The organism is Neisseria sp. HMSC065D04 (assembly GCF_001815675.1).
Classification (GTDB): domain Bacteria; phylum Pseudomonadota; class Gammaproteobacteria; order Burkholderiales; family Neisseriaceae; genus Neisseria.
Genome location: NZ_KV821524.1, coordinates 68,858 through 95,021 on the forward strand (window position 1 = coordinate 68,858; position 26,164 = coordinate 95,021).

Consider the following 26,164-nt stretch of genomic DNA (forward strand, 5'->3'; position numbering starts at 1 on the left):
CGTACTGGTTTAAAGTTAATCCACTATAAAACTGACTGATACGCAGATACCCCCTCTTCCACCAAATAGAAGAAGGGGTATTTTATCGCCGGTCAGAATTTTGACTTATGGCAAGAGTATGTGAAAAAACGTGAGGTCGTCTGAAAAAACGGTTGCCATTTTTTACAGATGGTTTATAGTTCTTTATAACTAATTTTCAGCTAGTTCCTTATATCTATCTTTGCAACCTTGGATAAGCAGTTGCCATTGGGTACTCCGCCCGGCGGCAACATTTTTTTATCCGCCGGGATTTGATAAAATCCGTCCGTTTTATCTGACGCAGGTCGTCTGAAAAACCTAATACTTTGAATATTTATAGTTTTTATGGTTATAAATATCAAATAAAAATGAACATTTTACGACAACAGCTTTATCTGGAATCAACCAAATGAACAATACAAACAAAGAGAACCTTTTCAAACTCAGCACCTTGGCGCTCTGCCTTGCCGCTCTGCCGCAAGCCGTTCAAGCCGCTGAAGAAGTGCAGCAGGTCGAATTAAAGCAGGTCAATGTGGTTGGCAAAAACCGCAGTCTGCGTACCGAAAATCAAAACAGCTATACCGTATCCGCGATGCGCTCGACTACGGGATTGGTGCTTTCTCCGAGGGAAATTCCCCAATCCGTCAGCGTCATCACCAAAAAACAACTTGAAGACCAAGGCGTGACCAGCCTCGAAGGCGCGTTGCAGAACGCTACGGGTGTCAACGTCTTCAAAAGCGGCGGGCGCACGCATTTTATGTCGCGCGGCTATTTTATCGAGCAACTTGAAGAAGACGGCATTGCCACTCAAATCGGCTCACCCGGCGGATTCGGCTTGGGCGGTCCGTCCGGCGACCCGACCAGTGTAACCGATATAGCGATGTACGACCGCATCGAAGTGGTACGCGGCGCGGCCGGACTGACGCAGGCAAACAACGAACCGGGCGGCACGATTAACGCCGTCCGTAAGAAACCGACCTCCAAACGTCAGCTTTCCGCCGATTTGACGGTCAACACATGGGGCAGAGTGGGCGGCACGTTTGACGCTTCAGGCGCTTTAAGTCCGGAACACGGCCTGCGCGGACGTTTTGTCGGCTCGGTTGGCAGCAACAAAACCTTCCAAGACCAATCCGGCGGCCGAGACATTCTGCTTTACGGTGTGATGGACAAAGACATCGGCGACAACAGCAAGCTCACTTGGGGCGCAAGCTATCTCAACCAAACCAAAACGCCCGACCCCGACGGCCTGCCCATGCGCGCTGACGGCAAAGAATGGAAACGCAGCCGCTATCTCGGCGCAGATTGGAACGAAGCCCGTCTGAAAAAACACAACCTTTTTGCCGAGTTTGAACATTATTTCAACGACAACTGGAAACTGAGCAGCAAGTTGGACTGGCGCAAGAACACCAGTTCAAAAGAATATTACACGCTGGGCGGCACGGGTAACGGCATCGGTACAGACGGCCTGGGGACCACATACAGCTTCGACCGTTACGATGCAGGCAACCGCCAGTTCACTTTCCAAAACAACTTGACCGGCCGCATTTTCGCTTTCGGCCAAAATCACGACCTCTTCTTTATGCACAGCTATTCCAAAGAGAACGTGAACTCAAGCAACCGCTGGTTTGATGACAGCAGTACCTACGACGCAGATGCGTTCAACGGCAGCGAAAAAGCCAAACCCGATTGGGATGCCGATACTGCCAAAGCACGCGGCGGCAACGGCAGCTACCGCACCCACGCCTTCGGTTTGGGCGCGCGCATCAATCCTACCGACAAACTGCACGTCATCGTCGGCGGACGCTACACCAACTGGCACCGCAACCTCTATTGGGACAGAAACCTCAAAGATAGCTCGGAAGGCACGTATTACGCACTCAAACGCAACCGCTTCATCCCCTATGCCGGCATCACTTACGACATCACGCCTAAACAAAGCGTTTACGCCGCCTACACGTCCATCTTCAAACAAACGATGAACCGCGACTACAACGACAACCTGTTGCCGCCGATTATGGGGCGCAACTACGAAATCGGCTGGAAAGGCGAATGGAACGAAGGCCGTCTGAATACTTCTGTCGCCCTCTACCGCACCGACAAAGACAACAACAACCAACGCGTCAATGCCCGTCCGCACCCTTATTGGGAACCGCTGGATCAAAGCAGCCGCGGTTTGGACGCCGAAATTTCCGGCAGCCTGACCGACCGTTGGCAGGTTTACGCAGGCTACACCTTCAACCGCAGCACCAACCGCAACAGCGTCGGTAACAATGTTGAATCGCGCCGAAAAGGCTACAACTTCAGCAGCCATACGCCGAAACATATGTTCCGCCTCTACACCAGCTACATCCTGCCGATGGATGACGGCAAATGGACGGTCGGACTGGGGGTAAAGAGCAGCAGTAAAACCGCCAACTCCTACGGCTCCATCAAGCAAGGCGGCTACACCATTTGGAATACCAACGTCCAATACCGCCCAAGCAAAAACCTGCAACTGGGGCTGGCGGTCAACAACCTGACCGACAAACGCTACTACGAAAACCAATACAGCCGTGCCGCCAACAGCGGCAGCTTCTACGGCGAACCGCGAAATGCCGTGTTCAGCCTGAAGTGGAAGATGTAGTCCGTCTGCGGTAGCAAAATTAAAAAAACAATAACCAAATCATATTCGGCAATCTATCCGACCTGCTCCTGACAGACAGGAAACGGTTGCCGTTGCTGTAAAAGAAAGGGGTCGTCTGAAAACCGCCGTTGGGTTTTCAGACGACCCCTTTCCCATAAAAACCTCTTCATCCCCACTTGAAGGAGCTGCGATGAACCATCCGATCCGCTACGCCTGCCTGCTTGCCGCCGTCCCGCTGCAACTTTCCGCCCAAACCGCCGAACAGACGGAACATGTTGACCTGCCAGCCGTTAACGTCACCGGCCAAAGCCGTACTGCTTCGCGCGACAGTTATACCGTACCAACCATGTCCACCGCCACCGGCCTGCCGATCTCCCCCAAAGACACACCGCAATCCGTCAGCGTCATTACGCGCAAACAGATGGACGATTCGGGTGCAACCACGCTGGAAGACGCATTGAAAACCACCACGGGGCTGAATATTTACAAACAGGGTTTCCAAACCCGCTTTCAATCCAGAGGCTTCGACATCGCGCAGATCAGCGAAGACGGTGTGAATTCGACGGTCTGTACCATGTGCGGCAATAATCCGCACGATGCCAAACAACTGACCGACACCGCGCTTTACGACCGCATCGAAGTCGTGCGCGGAGCAACCGGCTTGCGTAAAGCGCAAAGCGAGCCGGGCGGCAGTATCAACGCCATCCGCAAACGCCCGACCGCTGCGCCGCTACTTGAATTTGACGCAACCGCCGACCGCTTCGGCACGCTGCGCACTTCCGCTGATGTGTCGGGATTCCTCAGCCGCGACAATGGCTTGCGCGGGCGCGCGGTTGCCGTACTTGAAAAAAACAAAAGCTGGCGTAAAAACAGCGACGGCAATAAAGGGATCATTTACGGCGTTATCGACAAGCAAGTCGGGGAAAACGATATGCTGACGTTGAGTGCGATGTACCACCGCGAAAAAGATGTACCTTCCCTGTTCGGGCTGCCCGCCAATCCCGACGGCAGCGACCTGCGGTTGCCGCGCGACAGCTATTTGGGTGCGAACTGGAATCGTGCGGATTACAAAAAAGCCACTATTTTCGCCGAATGGAAGCACTATTTCGGCGATCGTTGGAATCTGACCACTTCCGTCGATTACCGCCGCAACAAATCCGTCACCGAATATGGTTACGTCCCGCAGCGGCAAGATATTTCGCCCGCAGGCACATTGAGCGACGGCTATACCGGCAGAAGCGACCGCAACAACAGCCAATGGACGGTACAAAGCGATTTAGAAGGAAAATTTGATTGGTTCGGTCGCGAACATGAGTTTTACGCGGGCTATGAATACACCAAAGAAAAATTCGATAATATGTGGCGGGGCACACCCTTGAAAGATGGCAACTATCCTGTTTTTTCTTGGACAGGTGATGAAATTGCCAAACCTGATTGGAACACGGCCCGCAATCTCGAAATCCGTAAAACCGTTCCCGACACTCACACGGCGACCATAGCCACCCGCCTGAACATTGCCGACAAATGGCACATCCTGCTCGGTACGAGTTACAGCCGCTGGCGGATGTCCCAACACTTGTCATGGATGAACAACCCCGACAGAAACTATAAAAAAGGCCGCTTCATCCCCTACGCAGGCATTACCTACGACATCACCCCGCAACAAAACCTATATGCAAGTTACACCAGCATTTTCAAATACTCGGGCGATTATTACGACATCAATGACAAGCTCTTGCCGCCTGTAATGGGCAACAGCTACGAAATCGGCTGGAAAGGCGCGTGGAACAACAACAGGCTGAACACCAGCATCGCCCTGTTCCAAACCGAAAAACACAACCAGCCCATAGATACATGGTTGGGTAAAGACCTCGCAACGGGTAATATCCGTCCTTGGGTACGCGGCGACCGCTCCATCTACACGCCTGTACGCATGGAAAGCCGCGGTATTGATGCCGAAATTGCCGGCAACATCACCGACGACTGGCAGATTTTTGCGGGCTACACCTTCAACAAAAGGCGTTATACCTCCACCGCTGCCGCCCAAACCGCAGAGCGCAACGGTCGCGGGGTCGATTTCAGCCAGCACACGCCCCGACATATCTTCCGCCTCAATACCCTGTACCGCCTGCCCGGTGCGGCGCGCAAATGGACGGTGGGCGGCGGTGTCAACGTCCAAAGCAAATCCAGCCCGATTATGGTGGACGGAGAGAAACAATATTTGGGCGGTTACGCAGTTTGGCATGCAGCCGTACAATACGAACCCTCCAAACACGCCAAACTCAGCCTGAAAGTCGACAACCTGACCGACAAACGCTATTACGAAAGTTACGCCCACCGCGCTACCTACCAAGGACACTTCTACGGACAACCGCGCAATGTAACCTTGAACTTCAAGTGGAAGATGTAGCCATTTTATAAAGCGAGGTCGTCTGAAACCCAGCAGGAAACAAAAGCGTCGGATAGCGTGTCTGATGCCGTTATCCCGCCAATGCAGATTTTCAGACGACCTCCCGTTATCTATACCAACACACCCCCATGAACATCCTCAAAAAATTCTCCCGACTCGCCCGCCCCTTTTGGACGGGGGCGCACGGGCGCATCCAATGGCTGATGCTTGCCGTCCTCATCGGCTTCACCCTTTGTTCCATTACCATCAGCGTTTGGATCGCCGCGTGGGACAAACGCTTCTACGACGCGCTCGCCGCGTTTGACGGCGCGTCCATGCCCGCGCTCATCGTCGAATACCTCGGCTACATGGCGATGATTATCGGCTGCATCGTCTGCGGCGACTGGCTGCAAAAACGCCTCATCTTCCGCTGGCGCACCCACCTGACCGAGCAATTCCAGCAAAACTGGCTCGAAGGCCACAAACACTACCGCCTGCGCCTGACCGACGAACCCGACAACCCCGACCAGCGCATCGCCGAAGACATCTACCTCCTCGCCGACCAAAGCATCGGGCTGTTCCGCTCTTTCATCAATAATATTGCCAAATTCAGCGCGTTCGTCGCCGTATTGTGGACGCTCTCCGGCGTGCAGACCTTCAACATCGGCGGGCGCGACATCACCATACACGGCTACCTCGTCTGGGTTGCCCTGATTTATTCCGTCATCAGCACCCTGATTGCCCACCTCGTCGGCCGCAAACTCAAAAACCTCAATATCGACCGCCAGCACCGCGAAGCCGACTACCGCGCCGCCCTCCTGCGTGTGCGCGACCACGCCGAACAAATCGCCTTCTACAACGGCGGCGAAGCCGAAACAGGCCGTCTGAAACAACGCTACCTCCGCATCCGCGACAACTGGCGGCGGCTCACCAACTGCGAATTCCGCCAAGAAACCTTTTGGGCGGCCTATGTGCGCATCAGCATCTTCATCCCCATCCTCGCCACCCTGCCCATGTACCTCGCCAAAACCATGACCTTCGGCGACATGATGCAGACCCGCACATCGTTTGCTCGCGTCCAAGACAGCTTCGGCTGGTTTACCGATTCCTACCGCCGCCTCATCGAATGGGCGGCAGTTGTCGAACGCCTCTCCGGTTTTCAGACGGCATTGGAACAAGTAGGACAAGAAGACATAAGCACCGCCCGTCCAGCACCCGCCCTGACTTTAAACAACCACCGCCAAAGCGGTATCCTCGTCCTGCAAAACCTCACCGTCCACACCCAAACCGGCAGCCCCCTGCTCACCGACATCAACCTCGAAGCCCACGCCCCCGAATGGGTATTGCTCGAAGGCAGAAGCGGTATCGGCAAATCCACCCTGCTGCGCGCCCTCGCAGGCTTATGGCCGTATTACCAAGGCAGCTTCGCCCTCGACGGCAGCCTCCTCTTCCTGCCCCAACGCCCCTATCTCCCCGCCGACACCCTGCGCCACACCGTCAGCTATCCCCACACCGTCTGCCAAGACGACCGACTCATTCAGACGACCTTGGAACAAGTCGGACTAGGCCGTCTGAAAAATAATTTAGACGACCCATACGAATGGCACGGCATCCTCTCCGGCGGCGAACAGCAACGCCTCAGCCTCGCCCGCGCGCTGCTGCACAAACCGCAAATCCTGTTCCTCGACGAAGCCACCAACCAGCTCGACGGCGAATCCGCATTGGCGCTGATGCAAACCCTCAAACAAAACCTTCCCGACACCCTCGTCATCGGCATCAGCCATCAACCCGAAATCCAAGCCTTGTTCGGACGTAAAGTTAATTTAAAACCACTCGACGAACTTGCAAACCGTTCAGATTAGTAATATAGTTCTTTCTGACTAGTTTCATAGTTCTTTAGGGTTACTTTTAAAACTCCTTGGATAGCCTCCGCCAGCTCCCGGCAGGAGGCGTTTTTTTGCCCGCAGTTTTTTGCCTGCGCTTAATATAGTGGATTAAATTCAAATCAGGACAAGGCGACGAAGCCGCAGACAGTACAGCTAGTACGGCAAGGCGAGGCAACGCCGTACTGGTTTAAAGTTAGGCGAGGTAACGCCGTCCTGGTTTAAAGTTAAGCCACTATACATTGAATTTCAAAGTCCCAGCCAATATCAACCGCACTAAAAAAGGTCGTCTGAAAAACATTTCTGCTTTTCAGACGACCTCTTGCCATATCCAAAATCAAATAGAGAAATCTTCGACCACCGGCGTATAAAGAATACGGTCCACCACATCCCGCGTCAGCTTCGGCGAGAACATTTCGATAAAATCGTAGGTATAACCGCGAAGATAAGTATCCGAGCGTACTGCAATCCAAATGGGCGAAGGCTCAAACAGATGCGCCGCATCGACCAATTCCAAATCCGCATCCTTCTCCGGATCAAATGCCATCTTCGCCATCAACCCGACCCCAAGCCCCAGTCGGACATAAGTCTTCAAGACATCCGTATCCGCTGCCGACAACACCACATCCGGATTATCCAAATGCGCCTTATTAAAAGCACGCGCAATACTGCTGCCCTGATTAAATGCAAATTCGTAAGTAATCAAAGGAAACGAAGCCAAATCCTCAATACTTAAAGGATTCATACATTCCAACAAAGGATGCTCTTTCGGCACGATGACCGCATGGTTCCATTCATCACACGTCAACTTGCTCAGTTCGGGATGATCGTCAATCCGCTCCGTCACAATCGCAATATCCGCCTCACCATTACTGACCATTTGCGCAATAGCAGCAGGACTCCCCTGCTTGATCGTCAGATTGACCCTCGGATAACGCTTCACAAAATCCGCCACAATCAAAGGCAGCGCATAGCGTGCCTGCGTATGCGTCGTCGCAATCGTCAGAGCACCGCTGTCGTGATCAGTAAACTCGCTGCCGATATTCTTAATATTCTGGACATCGCGCAAAATCCGTTCCGAAATTTCCAACACTGCCTTACCCGGCTGGGAAACAGACACCACACGCTTGCCGCTGCGTATAAAAATCTGCACCCCCAGTTCTTCTTCCAAAAGGCGGATTTGCTTGGAAATACCCGGTTGCGAAGTAAATAGCGCATCCGCAGCCTCAGATACATTCAAATTATGGCGGTACACCTCCAACGCATACCGCAATTGCTGTAATTTCATAGGTAGTCCGGTTGTATTGTGTTTGTATGTTTTATACGACAAGCGGCACATAATTTAACATATTTTGCCGGATTTGTCGGACATCCAAAAAACGCACAAGGAAGTTTTTGTTTTCAATAAAACTATACATATAAACTATGAAAACCGTCTTTACAGCACGCAAACTCTTGTTGCGTTTCCGCAACTGCAAATAGAAACAGACCCGAATTTCCTGATAAATAAATGACACAAGCTTGATTTTTAGGCATGATTCACCATTAGGAGGCAAGCAGTTTCATGTTTTTATCAAGGCATCGAGTATTGACAGTCTGTGCCATGCTTCTTTATAGTGCAAACTGATATATCCGATTTGCCGCTGTTTTATGCTGCGGCCTGTATATTGGTAATTTGCTGCGGCTGCTTCCTGTATCCGCCGCATAACAATTTTGATGAGGGAATAAAATGACCAAACAGCTGAAATTAAGCGCATTGTTCGTTGCATTGGTTGCTTCAAGCACTGCAATGGCAAGTGAAGCGCACACCAAACACGGCTACACCGTAAGCAGCCAATCTCAAGAAGTCGTCCGTAACAACTACGGCGAGTGCTGGAAAAACAGCTACTTCGACAAAGAAACCCAAGGTCGTGTCGAATGTGGTGACCGCGAAGCGGTAGCCGCAGTTCAACAAGCTCCCGAATACGTTGACGAAACTGTTTCCTTGTCTGCGAAAACCCTGTTCGGCTTCGACAAAGACATCCTGCGTCCTGAAGCTCAAGAAAACCTGAACAGCCTGGCTCAACGCCTGAGCAACGAAAACGTACAAACCGTACGTATCGAAGGTCATACCGACTTCATGGGTTCTGAAGAGTACAACCAAAACCTGTCTGAGCGTCGTGCCAACGTAGTGGCCAACTACTTGGTAGGTCGTGGCGTTCCTTCCAGCAAAGTTTCCGCTACAGGTCTTGGCGAGTCTCAAGCTCAAATGACTGCTACTTGTGAAGCAGAAGTAGCAAAACTGGGCAAAAAAGTATCCAAAGCCAAAAAACGCGCTGCTTTGATCGCATGTATCGAGCCTGACCGTCGCGTTGATGTGAAAATCCGCAGCACTGTTACCAAACAAGTTGCCCCGGGTCAAACAATTGAAGGTCAAGGCGAACGTCCTGCAGTGGATGAAGGCTGGATTCCTTCTCCATACAACGGCGTACACGGCTACGCTAAGCCTTAATCGAAACATCCCAGAAACCCCGCTTCCCTGCGGGGTTTTTATTTTGTCGGATTAACGTTGATACAAAGGTCGTCTGAAAAATCGAGATTTGACTTCTTTTCACTTTGCCACAACTTCCCCTTCAGACGACCTAGATTTTCCTCATGAATCCTTTTCTACCTCTTCTCTTCTCGATCAATCTATCTGATAGAAGCTGAGAATTTCGGTATCAACCCGCCATATATCGCCGTCACCATTTGACACAGATAATAGCCAAATACAAAAAATTAAAAAGCGTACAAAAGCAAAAGGTCGTCTGAAACCAGAAAACCTGTTTTCAGACGACCTTTATTTGCAATACCGTTTACCGGAAGATTATTTCTTCGAGCCGACGAATGCGCCTACCGTATTGCCGCTAGAGAATCCGCCTGCAACTTCCGCTGCATTTTTGCCAAAGAAACCGCCTTTGACTTGGGTCGCACCGGATTGTTCAAACTTGTTGCCGCTAATTTGGGCATTAACAGCAATGTTATCGCCAAATTTAGCATCACGAGAGATAGTGCCTGTTAATTTTTTACTGTCAAAATTGGCAGTCAACTCTGTGCGGGTAATATCGTAATTTGCGCCGCTATGCATAGAGGCAACGCTGGTGCTGTAATGAACTTGTCCTTTAGGCAGCTCGGCTGTGGGCGTAAAGTGTCCGCTGAAGAAAGCTTGTTTTTTGCCGTTAACTTCCAACACGCCGGCAGTAGCGTTTGCTGAAGCGGTATTGACCAAGAATTTCTGTACGGATTTCGGCTCGCCGGATGCAATTCCTGAAATGAAACCAGGAACTTTGCCTTTCCAATTATTCAAAGAAATACCGCCGCTTTGGGTCAAGTCGAAATCCACACCGTCAACGCGGATGTGTTTGATGTTGCTATTATCGATGGCAATGCTATTACCGCCAACTGTTTGCTGTGCGGCGGTAGGAACCGTCGGAGTAGCAGGAGTTTTAGGAGCAGTTGGCGTTTTAGGGGGTGTAGAAGTTTTAGGAGTGGAAGGTGTTTTGCCCGTCTCAGGTTTTGCAGGAGTTGTCGTTGATGGGGGAGTTGCAGGCTTCTGCGACGTTGATGGGTTGCTTGGACCTGCGTTAGGCGTAGATTGTGAAGAAGGAGTGGAATTTCCACCACCGCCCCCACCTCCGCAGGCAGCCAAAGTTGCTGTACAAATCAATGCAAGTACTTTTTTCATGTCGTATCATCCTTTTTTAAATTGAATCTCGAAGTTTCTGTATTCGGGAACAAGTCTTGATTGTGCTTGCGATGCACCTGAATCAATGACTTAGACATTTTATACTAAAAAGGTAAGCCGACCCATATGTAATAGTTAATTCAAGTAAATTTACAAACAAAATATAACTAAATTATGACTAAGTTAACAATTAATTAGCAGGAACCGCATCAAATCAACTCACTTTTTCAGACGACCTGCATTTTCCTCATGAATCCTTTATAATCTCTTCCTTTATAAATCAATATCTTTCGAAAGAAGCAAAATGTCCGATTTCCGTCAAGATTTCCTCAAGTTTGCGCTGGCGCAGAATGTATTGAAATTCGGTGAATTCACAACCAAGGCAGGCCGTCAGTCGCCTTATTTTTTCAACGCCGGACTGTTTAACGACGGCGCATCGACGCTGCAACTGGCGAAGTTTTACGCGCAGGCGATTATCGAGAGCGGCATGAAATTCGACATGCTGTTCGGTCCGGCTTACAAAGGCATTATTTTGGCGGCGGCAACGGCGATGATGCTGGCGGAAAAAGGCGTGAACGTGCCGTTCGCCTACAACCGCAAAGAAGCGAAAGACCACGGCGAAGGCGGTGTGTTGGTCGGTGCGCCGCTCAAAGGCCGCGTATTAATTATCGACGACGTGATTTCTGCGGGAACATCTGTGCGCGAATCGGTCAAACTGATTGAAGCGGAAGGCGCAACGCCTGCCGCCGTCGCCATCGCGCTCGACCGCATGGAAAAAGGCACGGGCGAATTGTCCGCCGTTCAGGAAGTGGAAAAACAATACGGCTTGCCCGTCGTCGCCATTGCCAATCTGAACGACTTGTTCACGCTCCTGCAAAACAACGCGGAATTCGGCGGCTTCCTCGAACCGGTCAGAGCCTACCGCGAACGCTACGGCGTTGCCTAAAATCCGATAAACAAAAGGTCGTCTGAAAACGGGCAATCCCTTTTTCAGACGACCCACCCCAATCAAACACACATTAAAACAACACATCCCACACTTTACACGGAAAACCACTATGCCCGCCTGTATCTGCCCACACTGCAAAACCTCACTTTGGGTCAAAGACACCCAGCTCAACGTCGCACAAGGCTTTGTCGTTTGCAATAAATGCGAAGGCCTGTTCAAAGCCAAAGACAGCCTGGCGCCGTCTTCCGCTCCCGCCAATCCCGACACGCTGCCCAACGCCGTTACCGACGTCCGCCTCGTACACGACATGGGCGGCAACATCCGCAACCGCAAACAACTCTCCCGCCACGAAATCGCCAGCCTGCTCGACAGTGCCGAACGCACCAAAAAAGCCAAAGAAGAGGCGGCACGGCGTACCGAAGAGGAAAAGCGACGGGCAGAAGAAGAAAAACGGCGGACTGAAGAATTCCAAGCCCTGATGGCGGCTGCCGCTGCCAAACCCGCCAAATCCGAAGAAGGCTTCAACTGGACGCTGGCGGTACTGGTTGCGCTGACCGTCCTCATCATGCAGCTTTTCTATCTGGTCTTGCTATGAACACATCTCCGGGCTTTGTCGCCGATTTTCGCGAAGCCGCGCCCTATATCCACTACCTGCGCGGCAAAACACTGGTTATCGGCATCACCGACAGCCTGCTCGAAGGCGACACCCTGAACCGGCTTGCCGCCGATTTCCACCTGCTCGCCGGCTTGGGCGTGCGGCTCGTGTTGGTACACGGCACGCGCCATTTCCTCAACCGCCTCGCCGCCGACAGACAATTCGTTCCGCAATACCACCGCAACCGCCGCATTACCGACGATGCCACCCTGCGCGACGCCAAGCAGGCGGTCGGCATGATACGCAGCGACATCGAAGCCGCCCTGTGCAGCAGCGCATCCGCCCCCTTGCGCAACAAACCGATTCCCACCGCTTCAGGCAATTTCCTCACCGCCCGCCCACTCGGCGTCATTGACGGCATAGACATGGGCTATACCGGCATCGTCCGCAAAACCGACACCGACTCCATCAACCGCCGCCTCGACGACGGTGCCATCGTCCTTATCAGTCCGCTCGGACACTCCTACGGCGGCAAAACCTTCAACCTCAGCATGAGCGAAGCCGCCGAAGCCGTCGCCGTCGCCCTTCAAGCCGAAAAACTCGTGTACCTGACCGAAGAAGCCGGCATTTGCAACGCCGACGGCGTCCTCATGTCCACCCTGTCCTCAGGCGAAGTCCGCCACCTGATAGAAACCGCAAACAACGTTCCCGTGCGCCTGCTCCAAGCTGCCGTCAACGCCGTCGAAAACGGCGTCAGCCGCGTACAAATCCTCAGCGGGCGCGAAGACGGCGGACTGTTGCGCGAACTCTTCACCCGCGAAGGCTGCGGCACCGCCATCGCCCGCGATTCCTTCGTCTCCATCCGCCAAGCCCACAGCCGCGACATCCCCCGCATCATCGCCCTGATACGCCCGCTGGAAGAACAAGGCATCCTGTTGCACCGCAGCCGCGAATATCTCGAAAACCACATCTCCTGCTTCTCCGTCCTCGAACACGACCGCAACATCTACGGCTGCGTCGCCCTCAAAACTTTCGACGACCCCGAAATCGGCGAACTCGCCTGCCTCGTCGTCTCCCCCGAAGCCCGCGACGGCGGCTACGGCGAAATGCTGCTCGACCACCTCTTCCAAAAAGCCCGCACCATGGGCTTCCGCCGCCTGTTTGCCCTCTCCACCCACACAGGCGAATGGTTTGCCGAACGCGGTTTTCAGACGACCTCTCCCGACGCATTACCCGAAGAACGCCGCCGCGACTACCTCGCCAACGGCCGCAATTCGCAAGTATTCGTCCGAGAGTTGGCTTAAGCGGGATTTAAACCCAAGGTCGTCTGAAACTGCCGACGACCTTGTTTAACGCGCCCAAACATCAAACATGACTTGAAAACAAGCCTGACGGTTTGCCGCCCTCTTTCATGAAGAGAAGACGACAAACCGTCAGGCTTACGTTTTGAAAAACTAAAAAGAAAACGCTGTTGCAGCAGGTTTTCAGGCGGCTTGATGTTCACAAAAAATCTATATTCCTAAACGGCCATTCCTCACTCAACGGCGCGACAATTTCAAACGTCTGACCTTGATAGTCGAATTTGATTTTCCACGCATGGAGGAACATCCTCGATGCAGGCTTCCCGCCGTAGAGCGTATCGCCCAAAATTGGGCTGCCCAAGCTTTTCATGGCGACACGGAGTTGGTGGGTTTTGCCCGTATGCGGATGCAGGACGAATAGGCGTAGGCCGGGTTCTAAGCTGTGGCTGCCAAATTCGGTTACGGCGGGATTTTCCATGCCGCGCGTCAGTTTCCATGCGCCGCGCCGCGATTTTTCCATATCGCCTTTAATCCAACCTTGCTTCTTAGACGGCTTGTCCGTTGCCAGCGCCAAATAAGTTTTACGCATGGTTTTGGCAGCAAATTGCTGCGCCAACTCCGACGCACTTTGCGGGTTCAGGGCAAACAGCAGCACGCCGCTGGTCAGCTTGTCCAATCGGTGCAGCAGCCAAACCTGCTCAAGACCGAGCTGCGCCGCCAACGTCTGCGTCAAACTGACTTCGCCCTCTTCCTGATGTACGGATACGCCGCAAGGTTTGTTGACGGCGACAAAATCCGAATGTCTGAATAAGATTTCCCACATTTCAGACGACCTATTTCAACATAATGCCGCCGCCCGCCAAAGTGATGACGCCTAATACGCAAAACAGTACGCAGGCGGAAATCCGCACGGCTTTGGCGGGGATTTTTTTCATCAGCATATCGCCCAAATAAACCACAGGGACGGTTGCCAACATCAATCCGGCAACGCTGCCGAGTACGACCATGGATAAGGATTGGTATTTTGCCGCCAACAAGACCGTGGCGATTTGGGTTTTGTCGCCGATTTCCGCCATGAAAAACAGGAAAACCGTCGCCCCGAACGCGCCGTATTTAAGCCAACGGCTGTCGGGATTTTCATCTTTATCGGGCAGGAGCAGCCACAAGCCGACCGCGATGAAGCTGATGCCGACCGCCCATTTGACGGTATCGGGGGAAACGGTTTCCGCTAACCATACACCGACAAATGCGGAGACTAAATGATTCAGTAAAGTGGCAATGAAGATGCCGGAGACTACCGCGTTTTTCTGGGCGAAACGAGCGGCAAGGAAAAGAGCGAGCAGTTGCGTTTTATCGCCGATTTCGGCAATGGCAACGCCCAATATTGAAGAGAAAAATGCTTCCATAAAATACTCAACCGAAGCGGGCAAAAACAAAAAGCGTTGCACATACCGCCCGCAAGGGTATGGACAACGCTTACGTCTTGCCTGTCTTCCTGTTGTCAGGAAGATGCCGCCACCATGACCGATCTTTGTCGAACTCGGTCAATTATGTTGATAACGGCTCTGATTGTCAGTGAAAATCAGATGGCTACTCCCGTAAGAGTGTGCGCATTATAAAGAGGTTGGCGCGTAAAGACAATCATAAAGGTCGTCTGAAACGGCTTTCATTTTCCAGAAGCTATTTTTACCTGCTTCGCAAAAATGCGTTTCAGACGACCTTTGTATCGGGTTCAGCCAGCATCAATACAATAATTTGCTGGGTTTGTGTTCGGCTTCGGACAGCTCTACCGCGTTGAGCAGGCTTAAATCCAAAGATGTTTCGGAGATACAGGTTTCGCCGAACACATTGCAATACGTCATGACGAGCTTCATGATGCCGCCGAATTTTTTCTCCGGCAGACTTGCCGACAGCTCTCGGATATCGCCAAAGACGCTGCCGTACACTTCTCCCGAAGCCAGCATATCCAAGCCTTCGCCAACGATAACCAATTTGCTGACCGCTTCAACGATAGCGCGTTCCGCCGCTTTATCGGACACGGACGACACTTGCAGGCGGATGTTTTTCGCCATGCCTTTGCCGTGGTTGCGGATAGTCAATGCCAGCATCTCCGGCTGTTCTTCCACGCTTTGCAGGGAAGCATGCAAGACGGGATGGACTTTTTCCTGCTGTATCAATTTTTCCCTGCGCAGCCATTCGTTCTTTTTCCGCGCAATGACCGAAACCGCCGTCCATGCCAACCACACCAGCGCAACGGCGCAAACCGCGGCAACAACGGGCGCCAAATCAGCAAGATAGTCTTTGGGGTTAAACCAAAGGCAGGCGGTCAGAAAGCCCGCAAAAAATATTACGACGTATAAAATCGGCGCGAAACGGCTTTGAATCGTAGCATGCATAGATTTTCCTGTTTGTGGCACAAAGGTCGTCTGAAACCGGACTGCCGCGTTTATCGCCATACAGCCGGAATTTCGGATGGCATTCTAACGTAAACCGTATTTTTCGGCGCAATTGAATAACAAGCGGTAACAGTTGGGAAATATACGGCACTTTGCACCCGGTTCCGAGACAGGCCCAACCCGTTTTCAGACGACCTCTTTCAGGCATTTGTCCGCTTCGTACAGGAAAGCGAATCCGGCCTCACCCGCACCTAACCAAGGATTTTAATTATTGAATATCAACCAATTAGATACATTATTTCACGCCGATATAAAACTTTTTCAATTTGTTGACAGTCTGTTACAATGCACTACTTCCGAACGGCGGCAAACCGTCCGTCATTCAAACTCAGAAAGGTTTTTATGGATAACAACTTTACCGAATCGCTGCACCAATTGGTTCAGAAAATCAATGATCCGATGTGGACAGGGCTGGTGTATGTCCTGTTGGGTGCAGGGCTGTTTTTCACAGTTGCCACCGGTTTCGTACAATTCCGCCTGCTCGGACGCAGTATCAAAGAGATGCTCGGCGGCCGCCAACAAGGCGATGATCCGCACGGTATTACGCCGTTTCAGGCTTTCGTTACCGGACTTGCCAGCCGCGTGGGCGTGGGCAACATCGCGGGCGTGGCGATTGCCATCAGCAGCGGCGGCCCGGGCGCGGTATTTTGGATGTGGATCACCGCATTGATCGGTATGAGTTCGGCGTTTGTCGAATCTTCACTGGCGCAGTTGTTCAAAATCCGCGATTACGACAACCATCATTTCCGCGGCGGTCCTGCTTACTATATTACCCAAGGCTTGGGTCAAAAATGGTTGGGCATCGTATTTGCATTGAGCCTGATTTTCTGCTTCGGATTCGTTTATGAAGCCGTTCAAACCAACACCATCGCCGTAACCGCCAAAGCCGCGTGGGGCTGGGACGAACATGCGGTCGGCGTCGCATTGGTCATCATGACTGCGCCGATTATTTTCGGCGGTATCCGCCGCGTTTCCCGCTTTGCCGAAATGCTTGTTCCGCTGATGGCGACTTTATATCTGCTGATGGCGCTCTACATCATCGTCACCAACATCAGCCTGATTCCCCACGTCTTCGGTCAGATTTTTGACAGCGCGTTCAACTTTGAAGCAGCCGGCGGCGGCCTGCTCGGCGGTTTGATTTCGCAAACCATGATGATCGGTATCAAACGCGGCCTGTATTCCAATGAGGCAGGTCAAGGTTCTGCGCCTAACGCCGCAGCGGCAGCCGAAGTCAAACACCCTGTTTCCCAAGGTATGATTCAAATGCTGGGCGTATTCGTCGATACGATTATCGTATGTTCCTGCACGGCGTTTATCGTTTTGGTTTATCAACAACCTTATGGTGATCTGATTGGTTCAGAGCTGACTCAGGCAGCAATTGTCAGCCAAGTCGGCGCATGGGGTGCAGACTTCTTGGCAATCATCCTGTTTATGTTTGCCTTTTCTACCGTCATCGGCAACTATGCCTATGCCGAATCAAACGTGCAGTTCATCAAAAACCATTGGCTGCTGACCGCCTTGTTCCGCATGCTCGTCTTGGGCTGGGTATATTTCGGCGCAGTCGCCAACGTCCCGCTGATTTGGGATATGGCGGATATGGCGATGGGTACGATGGCATGGATTAACCTGGTCGCCATCCTGATCCTCTCTCCTCTTGCCTTCCTGCTGTTGAGGGACTACACGGCGAAACTGAAAATGGGCAAAGACCCCGTCTTCAAACTTTCCGAACATCCGGGCTTGAAACGCAAAATCAAATCCGATATTTGGTAAACCCATAGCCCGGTTAAAAAGGTCGTCTGAAACAGCATACAGCGTTTCAGACGACCTTTTGCCTTTTACCGAATCTCCCCAAACCAATCCGTTTCAGCCCTGCCGAAAATCCTTTATTCAGAAACCTGTATCTCCCTATCGATTCCCGTTACAATACCGCCCGATAAACCCAAAAATCTCAACAAGATAGCCCCAATCATGAACGCCTCACAACGCGAACGCTTCGTCAAACGCTGGCTCAACTCCTACGAACGCTACCGCTACCGCCGCCACATACACGCCGTCCGGCTCGGACTTGCCGTACTGTTTTCTACCCTGCTCGCCAAACTCCTCCACCTCCAACACGGTGAATGGATAGGCATGACCGTATTCGTCGTACTCGGCATGCTCCAATTTCAAGGCGCGATTTACTCCAAAGCCGTCGAACGCATGCTCGGTACCGTCATCGGTTTGGGCGCAGGCCTGACCCTGTTGTGGCTCAACCAACACTACTTCCACGGCGGCATCCTCTTTTACCTGACCGTCGGTGCCGCCAGCGCAGCCGCAGGCTGGGGTGCGGTCGGCAAAAACGGCTACGTCCCCATGCTTGCCGGACTGACCATGTGCATGCTCATCGGCGACAACAGCAATAACTGGCTCGACAGCGGACTCATGCGCGCCATGAACGTCCTCATCGGCGCCGCCATCGCCATCGTCGCCGCCAAACTCCTGCCCTTGCGTTCCACGCTCATGTGGCGGTTCATGCTTGCCGACAACCTGACCGAATGCGGCAAAATGATTGCCGAAATCAGCAACGGCAAACGCATGACCCGCGAGCGGCTGGAGCAAAACATGGTCAAAATGCGCCAAATCAACGCCCGTATGGTCAAAAGCCGCAGCCACCTCGCCGCCACCTCGGGCGAAAGCCACATCAGCTCCGCCATGATGGAAGCCATGCAGCACGCCCACCGCAAAATCGTCAACACCACCGAGCTGCTCCTCACCACCGCCGCCAAGCTACAAGCCCCCACACTCAACGAACACGAAATCCGCCTCCTTGACCGCCATTTCAACCGCCTCCAACGCGACCTGCGCCTGACCGTCCGCCTCATCAAAGGCCACTACGCCCGCCGCATCCGCATCGACACCGCCATCAATCCCGAGCTGGGCAAACTCGCCGCCCGCCTCCATTACGAATGGCAAGGCTTCCTCTGGCTCAGCACCAATATGCGCAACGAAATTTCCGCACTCGTCATCCTCCTGCAACGCAGCCGCCGCAAGTGGCTGGACAAACACGAACTTCAACGCCTGCGCGAACACCTGCGCGAAACCCGCGAAGGCGATTTGGAAGAAGAGGTCGTCTGAAAACAAATCCTTTCAAAAAGTGTGAACTTCAGCGGAGTTAAACAAAGTTTCTGCGAAGCTATAGTGGATTAACTTTAAATCAGGACAAGGCGAAAGCCGCAGATACAGTACAGATAGTACGGAACCGATTCACTTGGTGCTTCAGCACCTTAGAGAATCGTTCTCTTTGAGCTAAGGCGAGGTAACGCCGTACTGGTTTAAAGTTAATCCACTATAAAAAACCAGCGCGACGAAAGGGAAACATCGAAGAGAAAGCAGAACAAAGACCAAGATTTCAGACGACCCCAAACCCTGCCATCTCCTGCAAAAAGGAAAAACGTATGGACTACCCCGCCCTGCTCGCCGTCCTGCAACAACACGCCAACCCCGAACGCGCCGTGCCGATGCAGGCATACATGAAACATCGCTTTACCTATTTCGGCATCGGCGAACCCCAGCTTGCCCGCCTGTGCAGCCCGTTTTTCAAAGGCGCCGCCAAACAACCGGTCGATTGGGCTTTCGTGCACCGCTGCTGGGACGACCCGCACCGCGAATTGCAATACGCCGCGCTCGAATATCTGAAAAAAATGCAGCAGCGCCTGACCCCGCAAGACATCCCGCGCTTGCAAACGCTGATTACCGAAAAATCATGGTGGGACAGCGCCGACGTACTCGATCGTATTGTCGGCGACATCGCCCTGCGCCACCCCGAAGTCAACAACGTCCTATTGGCATGGAGCACGGATGACAACATCTGGCTGCGCCGCGTCGCCATCGACCACCAACTGCTCCGCAAACAGCACACCGACACCGCGCTGCTGGAAACAATCATCTGCAACAATCTGGGGCAAACAGAATTTTTCATCAACAAAGCCATCGGCTGGGCATTGCGCGATTACAGCAAAACCAACCCCGCATGGGTACAAGACTTTATCGACCGCCACCGGCACAAAATGGCCAAACTGAGCTTGCGCGAAGCAAGTAAATACCTGCCGCCAAAGGTCGTCTGAAAACGTGAGCTTCAACGAAGTTAAACAAAGTTCCTACATAACTAAAATGTAAATAGCATCCTGCACTTACCTCTATCAAAGTGCAGGATGTTTTGTTTCAGGCTGCCTGAAACTCCCAAAAAACAGTATGATTCATTTGTTTTCTGTTTGGAGGAGTCATCCATGATTGCAGCTACCATCACCATCCAAGACCAAAACCTCGCCGGCAAAGTGCTGCACGAACTGTTTTTGAAGTTCCGAACCAACCACATCAGCGCGGCGGAGCTGATTGCCGAACGCGTACGGCAGGAAGTCGCCGCCTACAATGACCGCGCCGCCGATGCCCTGCTGCGCCACAGCCTCGTTATCCCCACCGATCGCGGCGACATCGTGATTCGGGAAACGCACGGCAAAAAAGGCGCGCACCCGCAGCCTGTGGACGCGGAAAAGCAAATCGCCGTCGCCCTGAAAGCTTTTGAGCAGAACGCGTTTTTCATCCTTGCCGACAACCGCCAACTGGAAACGCTGGACGACATGGTGTACCTGCATGACGGACTGGTCGTCAATTTCATCAAACTCACGCCGCTGGTGGGCGGATAGGCAGCCTGAAACCGCGTGGGCAACAAGTGCCCACCCTACGCAAAATTCTGCAATGCACCCCAACCCGTGGAAATTGCCCGTTCCCCAAATCCCTAAGAAGTCCCCATGCCCCAATCTTACCGACCAGACCCCGCCATCAGCGCAGAACGGCGCGAACGCATCAACCGCATTTTTGACACCTGCCGGGCCGAATGGCACAGGCAGAAAGCAGCCCCCAACGAACGCGCGGACACCAAGAAAATCCCTACCTATGCCGCCGAAATAGAAAACGCCGCCCCCGATTTCCGCGTAGACGTGCTGGTTATGGCGGTAGAAAAGATACGCGGTGCGGACAACCCCGAATGGCTGGCGGACGAAACGGACAACTACCCCAAGATTTATTGTTCCGTTCAGGCTGCCGTGGCTGCCGCCCTTGCCCGCAAAACCCTGTCAATGACCGAAGCGCAGGCTATGCGTATTTTGGACGCGATGTTTGCCGACAACGGCCTGCTCACCGAAGCGGCGTTTCTGTTTTACCCCGTTGCCGCCGTGCTGCGCCAAATCCAAAAACAGCACGGCAACGCCGTCTCTGCCGCACTTTCAGACGGCCTGAAAACCGCCGCAGAACGCTACCGCGCCTTTACCGAAGCCACCCGATACAGCCTGAACAGCGCGGACAAGAAAACACTGGCCGACGTTGTCCGCCTTTGCGGCGAAATGACCCAATCCCCGACACATAAGGAAATCCCCATGACCCAAAACCAAACCGTGCAGATTCCCGACAGTCGCCGTGCCGAGTTCAATCAGATTCTTGACGTACTGCAAAAGGAATGGCGCCAAAAACGTTCGAACAAATACGACGCGATAAATCTGAAACTCTGTCCCAGCTTTGCCGAAGTGGAGAAAGCCGCGCCCGAATACCGCGTCGATTTCCTGATCCACTGCATTGATTTGATACGCGGCTGGGGATGGAATAAAGTTTTTAACAACAAAGGCGATGACAGGTTACGCAATTACGGCACCATCCGTGTAGCGGTAGCGATGGCTCTGGCGCGCAAAACGCTGCCCATGACGGAGCAGGATGTGCAGCGCATTTTTGCCGCCATGTTAGACGACAACGGGCTGTCCGAGCGGGAATCGGATTACTATCCGCTCAAATATCTGATCAACCAAATCAAAAAACAGTTTCCCAATCCAAGCGAAACGCTTTCAGACTGTTTGAAAAATGCCTGCGACCGTTACCGCGTCTTTTTGGAACACCTGTGGGACAAGAAAGCCGCTACCGCCAACCTTGCCATTCTGGCAGAACTGGCGGGCGGTTCCGACGAAGCCTGCCTCCCCGCCCAAGACGACGAATTTGCCCGATACGCTAATCCGCAACTTGCCGCGCTGCCTCCCGAACAGCAGGAAGTATGGAGCAAAATCATTGCGCTTGCCCTGTCCGCCAATGCGGGCAAGCCGAGCGAAAAATACCTGAAAGAAGCCAAAACGCTGATTGACGCGTTGGGTGCGGACAGGTTCAAAAAAATGCTGCACGGCTGGATAGAATTTGTCTGCGGCAGCGAAGTGCGGTTTGAAACCGTTACCCAAGAATACAGCGGCGGGTCATACAGCTACAACACCCATGTCCTGCCCGTTTGCAGCCTCAACCAGACCGCGCTCAAAGGGCTGGTGTGGATGTGCAGCCATTTCCATGACAGCGCCACCCTGTCCGCCCTTACCCAATTTGCGCTGCATTCATACGAAAAAATCCCCGATATCGGAGCGCGCTATGCCGCCGTGGGCAACGCCTGCTTCTACGCGCTGTTCCGCTCCAAAGGGCTGGACGGCATCGCCTGCCTTTCGCGCCTGCGCCTGCGGATTAAATACAGCAACGCGCAGGACGCGATTGTCAAATATCTGGACGAAGCCGCCGCACAACGGGGCGTGTCCCGCAACGAAATTGAAGACATGGCGGTGGACGATTTCGGCTTGCAGGAAGGCTGCCGCGACTATGATTTTGGCGGCTACACCTGCCGTCTGGTAGTTACGGGCGTAGGCAAGTCCGAACTGCGCTGGTTCAAACCCGACGGCTCGCCGCAGAAAACCTTGCCCGCCTTCGTGAAAACTGACTACGCCGACAAACTGAAAAAACTCAAAGCCGCACAGAAAAACCTCAACGCCACGCTCACCGCCCAACGCGACCGCTTGGACCAAATGATGCGCTCCGAACACCGCGTACCGCTGGAACACGCCGAACAGTATTACTGGCAACACGGACTGATGTCCTGCCTCACGCGCCCGCTAATATGGCAGTTTTTCCGCGACGAAAACGATACGCAGGGTCGCGCTGCATTGTGGTTGGACGGAACATGGGTGGACGAAACGGGGGAGCAAACCGATGTTTCAGACTGCCTGCAAGTCAGCTTGTGGCATCCCGCGCTTGCCACGCAGCAAAGCATCGCCCAGTGGCGTAAACTACTGCTGAACAAAGAAATCCGCCAGCCGCTGAAACAGGCATACCGTGAAATCTATCTGCTCACCGAAGCCGAAATCAACACCAAAACATACAGCAACCGTTTTGCCGCCCACATCCTGAAACAACACCAATACATGACACTTGCCAAAGGGCGCGGCTGGAGAGGCTCGCTGGCCGGCGCGTGGGACGGAGGCGACGATGCAACCGTATCGTTGGATTTACCCGAATACAACCTGCTCGCCCAATTTTGGACAAACGCGGTGGACAGCGAAGAAGCATGGACGGAAAGCGGCATCTGGCAGTATGTCAGCACCGACCAAGTGCGCTTTCACCGGTTGGACGACGATTACAATGCTACCGCGCTGGACTTAATTGATATTCCGCCGCGCGTGTTTTCCGAAGTGTTGCGCGACGTGGATTTGTTTGTGGGCGTGGCGAGCGTGGGCAACGACCCGACTTGGGAAGACAACGGCGGAGAGGCGCGTTTTTACAGCTACTGGCAGAGTTATTCCTTCGGCGATTTGGGCGAAGTCGCCAAAACCCGCAAAGCCGTACTGGAAACCCTGCTGCCGCGCCTGAAAATCGCCAAGGTTGCCCACATAGACGGCAACTTCCTCGTCGTGCAGGGCAAACTGCGTACCTACAAAATCCACATCGGCAGCAGCAACATCCTGATGCTGCCGGACGACCAATACCTCTGCATCGTGCCCGACAGCCGCAAAAAAGACGCATCCGACAAGCTGTTTATCCCGTTTGAGGGCGACAACACGCTCTCGGTCGTCCTCTCCAAAGCCATGCTGCTGGCGGAAGACGACAAGATTACCGACAGCACGATTACCTCGCAGATTCAGCGGTAAATTGGGACAGCCTGAAAAACGCAAATGCCTCCATCCTTGCGGTTTCAGGCTGTTTTGGAACACGGGACGCGTAGGCAGCACATGCCCGCCCTACGGCGAGAACACAAGGCATAGGTTGGGTTCAAACCCAATATTTCGGGAATGTTTGACCGTTTTGTTGCGGTTTGAGCCGACCTGCGCTTGTTAAATATCTAATGCCGAAGGTCGTCTGAAAGCGCAGCCTGTCCTTCGGGTTATCAAATTTCAGACGACCCGAAACCTTCAACAACAAGGAAAAACCATGCTCTCCACCCAAGCAAAGCAACTGATGCAACAATATAAAACACAATTTATGCAGGACTGCGCCGAACTCACTCCAAAACTGACCGCCTTTATCCAAGAAATATTGCAGGGCAGGCATTGGTTTTTTTCGGATGAAAACAAAGCATTTGATCAGGCCGTGGCACTGATTATGGAATACGATTATCAGGATTTCTCTGTTTGCGGCTGGTTGCGCAACCAAAATGGCAGCTATTTAGGCGACCGCATCATAGACTTCCCCGAAGAATGCCTGCCTAAATTTGATGCAGATGTGGAAGATGAGATATACGGATTGGGACAGGGTATAAACGGCAAATACCAAGTATGAGATGCTGTAGACGATTTTTACAGTGGACTATACGAACATTTCGACCGCTGGTTTACGGACTGCTTCCGAACCGCCGCCCAAAACACCGCCTCCACCCTGCCCGCCTATTTTTCTATGTGCGTCACCAACAGCTACACCAATCTTGCCACCATGCAGAAGGAGCTTTGCGACGATATTGCCCAAAAATTCGGCTGGGCATCGTTTTGGCAGGATTAGGCAACGTGAAATAGTCCGAAGGTCGTCTGAAAGCTCAGCTTCAATACAATAAAACAGATTTCCCGAAGAAAACATAGGTTACTTTCCCATCCAACCCAACGACAAACCCCATGAAGTTTCTCAAAAAACTATGCGAACGAATTCTTGACTGGCTCGTCACCGGCAACATGGCGGGCTATGTGATATTGCTGGTTATCGCCACTGTTCTCGGACTGATGTACGGCGGAGATATGATTCTGGATAAAGTCCTTGGTCACATTGATACACCTTGGCTCCCTATTATCGGCTTCTGTCTGGCATTGGCTACACTCTTCGCAATTTGTTTTATCGAAGAAGATTTAGCCGAGCAGACGACGGAATTCAAACGGCGCGACAAATATCTGTGCGGCGCAATCGGCGGTTTGGTCAGCGCGCTACTGATCAAATGGACGTGGCAGGCAGCCTTGGTGGGATTGTCGATCGGCATACTGCTGGCGGCGTTGATGAGATGGTTGAAATACTTTTTTCGAAATATGAATTGAGCATAGAATCCCTTTTCAGACGACCCTTTACCCCAATCCTTTGAAATATTCTCAAGAAACTGCGTAAACAATTTTAGGATTGGTTCACTATCCTTGCCGCAGGCATACTGCTACCGAACAATCGTCATGATAGGGAACCTTTTTTACTGCCCGATGTAAGGCTTCCAACTTATCAGGCAACGAAGGGGAAGCGTTCCATAATGCTTCCAAGCGTTCATGAGGTAGCGCATCGTGTAGACCGTCAGAACAAACCAAAACTGCCTCGCCTCTTTGCAGAGTAAATGAATCGGTAAAAATTTTGAAATGGGTTTCTTCGTCATCCGCAATCAGGCAATGCGCCAAAGCATAGTACATATCGGCGTATTCCGTATCTGCCCGCGCTTCCCCCTGCTCGATTAAATCAGCCAACACCGTGTGGTCATGGCTTACCTGCCGCCAACGCCCCTCTGCCGATATATGGTAAACGCGGCTGTCGCCGACATTGCAGATGCGGCACAAACCGTCCGCCTCGACGACTGCCGAAGCGAAAGTCGAGGACGAGCCGAAATATTCCTCGGCAAGCGTGTCGCAGAAGCTGCCGTGCAACCTTCGCAGGAAACGCCCTTCCGCATCGCCCTCGCGCACGAAGGCGTCCAACCAAAACCGGCTGGCAAGATGCGCGGCAGGGCTGCTGGATACGCCGTCGGCCACTGCCAGCCGCACGGTATCTTCCGCCTCGGACACGCGGGTTTTGTGCAGCCTGACCTGACGCACCGCCGTGCCGTCAAACAAGGCGTCCTGATTGCGTGCTTTACCGGCACCGACCATTTGAAAATAGGCAAGCTGAAACATGGTAATCCTGACAATCCAATCCTGATTTATAGTGGATTAACTTAAACCAGTACGGCGTTGCCTCGCCTTGCCGTA

The 26,164-nt window shown here is 52.8% G+C and carries 20 protein-coding genes; 14 read left to right on the forward strand and 6 right to left on the reverse strand.

The genetic code is table 11. The features are described 5' to 3' along the window. Positions 1-427: 427 nt before the first annotated feature. The 3 genes from HMPREF3050_RS08435 to HMPREF3050_RS08445 all read left to right on the forward strand — a co-directional run bounded on the left by HMPREF3050_RS08435 (position 428) and on the right by HMPREF3050_RS08445 (position 6,892). A complete protein-coding gene (locus HMPREF3050_RS08435; protein WP_070774440.1) occupies positions 428-2,641 on the forward strand; it encodes a TonB-dependent siderophore receptor in 2,214 nt (737 codons plus the stop codon). A 190-nt stretch (positions 2,642-2,831) separates the two neighbouring features. Then, the gene (locus HMPREF3050_RS08440; RefSeq protein ID WP_070774441.1) at positions 2,832-5,051 is read left to right on the forward strand and encodes a TonB-dependent siderophore receptor; all 2,220 of its coding nucleotides are present in this window, start codon (positions 2,832-2,834) and stop codon (positions 5,049-5,051) included. A 128-nt stretch (positions 5,052-5,179) separates the two neighbouring features. Then, on the forward strand, positions 5,180-6,892 hold the full coding sequence (locus HMPREF3050_RS08445; RefSeq protein ID WP_070774442.1) for an ABC transporter ATP-binding protein/permease: 1,713 nt from the start codon (positions 5,180-5,182) through the stop codon (positions 6,890-6,892). A 358-nt stretch (positions 6,893-7,250) separates the two neighbouring features. On the opposite strand, the gene HMPREF3050_RS08450 is transcribed toward HMPREF3050_RS08445, so the two are convergent. After that, positions 7,251-8,201 (reverse strand): CysB family HTH-type transcriptional regulator, encoded by a 951-nt coding sequence (locus tag HMPREF3050_RS08450; RefSeq protein WP_003759222.1) that lies wholly within the window; start codon positions 8,199-8,201, stop codon positions 7,251-7,253. Between the two features lie 441 nt (positions 8,202-8,642). Between HMPREF3050_RS08450 and HMPREF3050_RS08455 the strand changes: the two genes are divergently transcribed. Further along, complete coding sequence (locus tag HMPREF3050_RS08455; RefSeq protein ID WP_070774443.1) at positions 8,643-9,404, forward strand: OmpA family protein; 762 nt, start codon at positions 8,643-8,645, stop codon at positions 9,402-9,404. A gap of 354 nt (positions 9,405-9,758) precedes the next feature. Here HMPREF3050_RS08455 and HMPREF3050_RS15025 read toward each other — a convergent pair whose 3' ends face one another. Beyond that, positions 9,759-10,616: a transferrin-binding protein-like solute binding protein gene (locus HMPREF3050_RS15025; protein WP_246830250.1), complete on the reverse strand. Its 858-nt coding sequence runs from the start codon at positions 10,614-10,616 to the stop codon at positions 9,759-9,761. A gap of 304 nt (positions 10,617-10,920) precedes the next feature. Here HMPREF3050_RS15025 and pyrE point away from each other — a divergent pair, with 304 nt between their 5' ends. The 3 genes from pyrE (at position 10,921) to argA (ending at position 13,464) form a co-directional block, all read left to right on the forward strand. Further along, on the forward strand, positions 10,921-11,562 hold the full coding sequence (pyrE, locus tag HMPREF3050_RS08465) for an orotate phosphoribosyltransferase (RefSeq protein ID WP_070774445.1): 642 nt from the start codon (positions 10,921-10,923) through the stop codon (positions 11,560-11,562). A gap of 112 nt (positions 11,563-11,674) precedes the next feature. Then, entirely contained in the window at positions 11,675-12,160 is a 486-nt protein-coding gene (locus HMPREF3050_RS08470; RefSeq protein WP_070774446.1) for an MJ0042-type zinc finger domain-containing protein, read from the forward strand. Then, entirely contained in the window at positions 12,157-13,464 is a 1,308-nt protein-coding gene (gene argA / locus HMPREF3050_RS08475; protein WP_070774447.1) for an amino-acid N-acetyltransferase, read from the forward strand. The genes HMPREF3050_RS08470 and argA overlap by 4 nt, the downstream gene beginning before the upstream one ends. A gap of 196 nt (positions 13,465-13,660) precedes the next feature. Here argA and HMPREF3050_RS08480 read toward each other — a convergent pair whose 3' ends face one another. The 3 genes from HMPREF3050_RS08480 to HMPREF3050_RS08490 all read right to left on the reverse strand — a co-directional run bounded on the left by HMPREF3050_RS08480 (position 13,661) and on the right by HMPREF3050_RS08490 (position 15,857). After that, on the reverse strand, positions 13,661-14,284 hold the full coding sequence (locus tag HMPREF3050_RS08480; protein WP_070774448.1) for a TIGR01621 family pseudouridine synthase: 624 nt from the start codon (positions 14,282-14,284) through the stop codon (positions 13,661-13,663). 10 nt (positions 14,285-14,294) lie between these two features. Beyond that, a complete protein-coding gene (locus HMPREF3050_RS08485) occupies positions 14,295-14,867 on the reverse strand; it encodes a TMEM165/GDT1 family protein (RefSeq protein WP_009310986.1) in 573 nt (190 codons plus the stop codon). A 336-nt stretch (positions 14,868-15,203) separates the two neighbouring features. Continuing rightward, positions 15,204-15,857: a hypothetical protein gene (locus tag HMPREF3050_RS08490; RefSeq protein ID WP_036492694.1), complete on the reverse strand. Its 654-nt coding sequence runs from the start codon at positions 15,855-15,857 to the stop codon at positions 15,204-15,206. A gap of 402 nt (positions 15,858-16,259) precedes the next feature. On the opposite strand from HMPREF3050_RS08490, the gene HMPREF3050_RS08495 reads away from it, so the two are divergent. The 7 genes from HMPREF3050_RS08495 to HMPREF3050_RS08525 all read left to right on the forward strand — a co-directional run bounded on the left by HMPREF3050_RS08495 (position 16,260) and on the right by HMPREF3050_RS08525 (position 25,258). Beyond that, positions 16,260-17,687: an alanine/glycine:cation symporter family protein gene (locus tag HMPREF3050_RS08495; RefSeq protein ID WP_070774449.1), complete on the forward strand. Its 1,428-nt coding sequence runs from the start codon at positions 16,260-16,262 to the stop codon at positions 17,685-17,687. A 198-nt stretch (positions 17,688-17,885) separates the two neighbouring features. Further along, entirely contained in the window at positions 17,886-19,031 is a 1,146-nt protein-coding gene (locus HMPREF3050_RS08500; RefSeq protein WP_070774450.1) for an FUSC family protein, read from the forward strand. A 320-nt stretch (positions 19,032-19,351) separates the two neighbouring features. Further along, the gene (locus tag HMPREF3050_RS08505; RefSeq protein WP_070774451.1) at positions 19,352-20,020 is read left to right on the forward strand and encodes a DNA alkylation repair protein; all 669 of its coding nucleotides are present in this window, start codon (positions 19,352-19,354) and stop codon (positions 20,018-20,020) included. Positions 20,021-20,182: 162 nt separating this feature from the next. Next, positions 20,183-20,599, forward strand: coding sequence for a hypothetical protein (locus HMPREF3050_RS08510; protein WP_241429733.1), 417 nt, complete (start codon positions 20,183-20,185; stop codon positions 20,597-20,599). A 105-nt stretch (positions 20,600-20,704) separates the two neighbouring features. Beyond that, entirely contained in the window at positions 20,705-23,893 is a 3,189-nt protein-coding gene (locus HMPREF3050_RS08515) for a DUF4132 domain-containing protein (RefSeq protein WP_246830251.1), read from the forward strand. A 280-nt stretch (positions 23,894-24,173) separates the two neighbouring features. Continuing rightward, entirely contained in the window at positions 24,174-24,521 is a 348-nt protein-coding gene (locus tag HMPREF3050_RS15030; protein WP_246830252.1) for a hypothetical protein, read from the forward strand. Positions 24,522-24,847: 326 nt separating this feature from the next. Further along, positions 24,848-25,258 (forward strand): hypothetical protein, encoded by a 411-nt coding sequence (locus tag HMPREF3050_RS08525; protein WP_070774452.1) that lies wholly within the window; start codon positions 24,848-24,850, stop codon positions 25,256-25,258. Between the two features lie 87 nt (positions 25,259-25,345). Here HMPREF3050_RS08525 and HMPREF3050_RS08530 read toward each other — a convergent pair whose 3' ends face one another. Continuing rightward, positions 25,346-26,089, reverse strand: a complete 744-nt coding sequence (locus HMPREF3050_RS08530; protein WP_070774453.1) for a PP2C family protein-serine/threonine phosphatase — start codon at positions 26,087-26,089, stop codon at positions 25,346-25,348. Positions 26,090-26,164: the final 75 nt, after the last annotated feature.

Excerpts from the sequence above, each read along its gene's own strand:
- HMPREF3050_RS08445 (WP_070774442.1), top strand. The coding sequence starts at position 5,180 with ATGAACATCCTCAAAAAATTCTCCCGACTCGCCCGCCCCTTTTGGACG.
- HMPREF3050_RS08500 (WP_070774450.1), top strand. The coding sequence starts at position 17,886 with ATGAACGCCTCACAACGCGAACGCTTCGTCAAACGCTGGCTCAACTCC.
- HMPREF3050_RS08455 (WP_070774443.1), top strand. The coding sequence starts at position 8,643 with ATGACCAAACAGCTGAAATTAAGCGCATTGTTCGTTGCATTGGTTGCT.
- HMPREF3050_RS08470 (WP_070774446.1), top strand. The coding sequence starts at position 11,675 with ATGCCCGCCTGTATCTGCCCACACTGCAAAACCTCACTTTGGGTCAAA.
- argA (WP_070774447.1), top strand. The coding sequence starts at position 12,157 with ATGAACACATCTCCGGGCTTTGTCGCCGATTTTCGCGAAGCCGCGCCC.
- HMPREF3050_RS08485 (WP_009310986.1), bottom strand. The coding sequence starts at position 14,867 with ATGGAAGCATTTTTCTCTTCAATATTGGGCGTTGCCATTGCCGAAATC.
- HMPREF3050_RS08450 (WP_003759222.1), bottom strand. The coding sequence starts at position 8,201 with ATGAAATTACAGCAATTGCGGTATGCGTTGGAGGTGTACCGCCATAAT.
- HMPREF3050_RS15025 (WP_246830250.1), bottom strand. The coding sequence starts at position 10,616 with ATGAAAAAAGTACTTGCATTGATTTGTACAGCAACTTTGGCTGCCTGC.
- HMPREF3050_RS08525 (WP_070774452.1), top strand. The coding sequence starts at position 24,848 with ATGAAGTTTCTCAAAAAACTATGCGAACGAATTCTTGACTGGCTCGTC.
- HMPREF3050_RS08530 (WP_070774453.1), bottom strand. The coding sequence starts at position 26,089 with ATGTTTCAGCTTGCCTATTTTCAAATGGTCGGTGCCGGTAAAGCACGC.
- HMPREF3050_RS08505 (WP_070774451.1), top strand. The coding sequence starts at position 19,352 with ATGGACTACCCCGCCCTGCTCGCCGTCCTGCAACAACACGCCAACCCC.
- HMPREF3050_RS08440 (WP_070774441.1), top strand. The coding sequence starts at position 2,832 with ATGAACCATCCGATCCGCTACGCCTGCCTGCTTGCCGCCGTCCCGCTG.
- HMPREF3050_RS08490 (WP_036492694.1), bottom strand. The coding sequence starts at position 15,857 with ATGCATGCTACGATTCAAAGCCGTTTCGCGCCGATTTTATACGTCGTA.
- HMPREF3050_RS08435 (WP_070774440.1), top strand. The coding sequence starts at position 428 with ATGAACAATACAAACAAAGAGAACCTTTTCAAACTCAGCACCTTGGCG.
- HMPREF3050_RS08510 (WP_241429733.1), top strand. The coding sequence starts at position 20,183 with ATGATTGCAGCTACCATCACCATCCAAGACCAAAACCTCGCCGGCAAA.
- pyrE (WP_070774445.1), top strand. The coding sequence starts at position 10,921 with ATGTCCGATTTCCGTCAAGATTTCCTCAAGTTTGCGCTGGCGCAGAAT.
- HMPREF3050_RS08515 (WP_246830251.1), top strand. The coding sequence starts at position 20,705 with ATGCCCCAATCTTACCGACCAGACCCCGCCATCAGCGCAGAACGGCGC.
- HMPREF3050_RS08480 (WP_070774448.1), bottom strand. The coding sequence starts at position 14,284 with ATGTGGGAAATCTTATTCAGACATTCGGATTTTGTCGCCGTCAACAAA.
- HMPREF3050_RS15030 (WP_246830252.1), top strand. The coding sequence starts at position 24,174 with ATGCTCTCCACCCAAGCAAAGCAACTGATGCAACAATATAAAACACAA.
- HMPREF3050_RS08495 (WP_070774449.1), top strand. The coding sequence starts at position 16,260 with ATGGATAACAACTTTACCGAATCGCTGCACCAATTGGTTCAGAAAATC.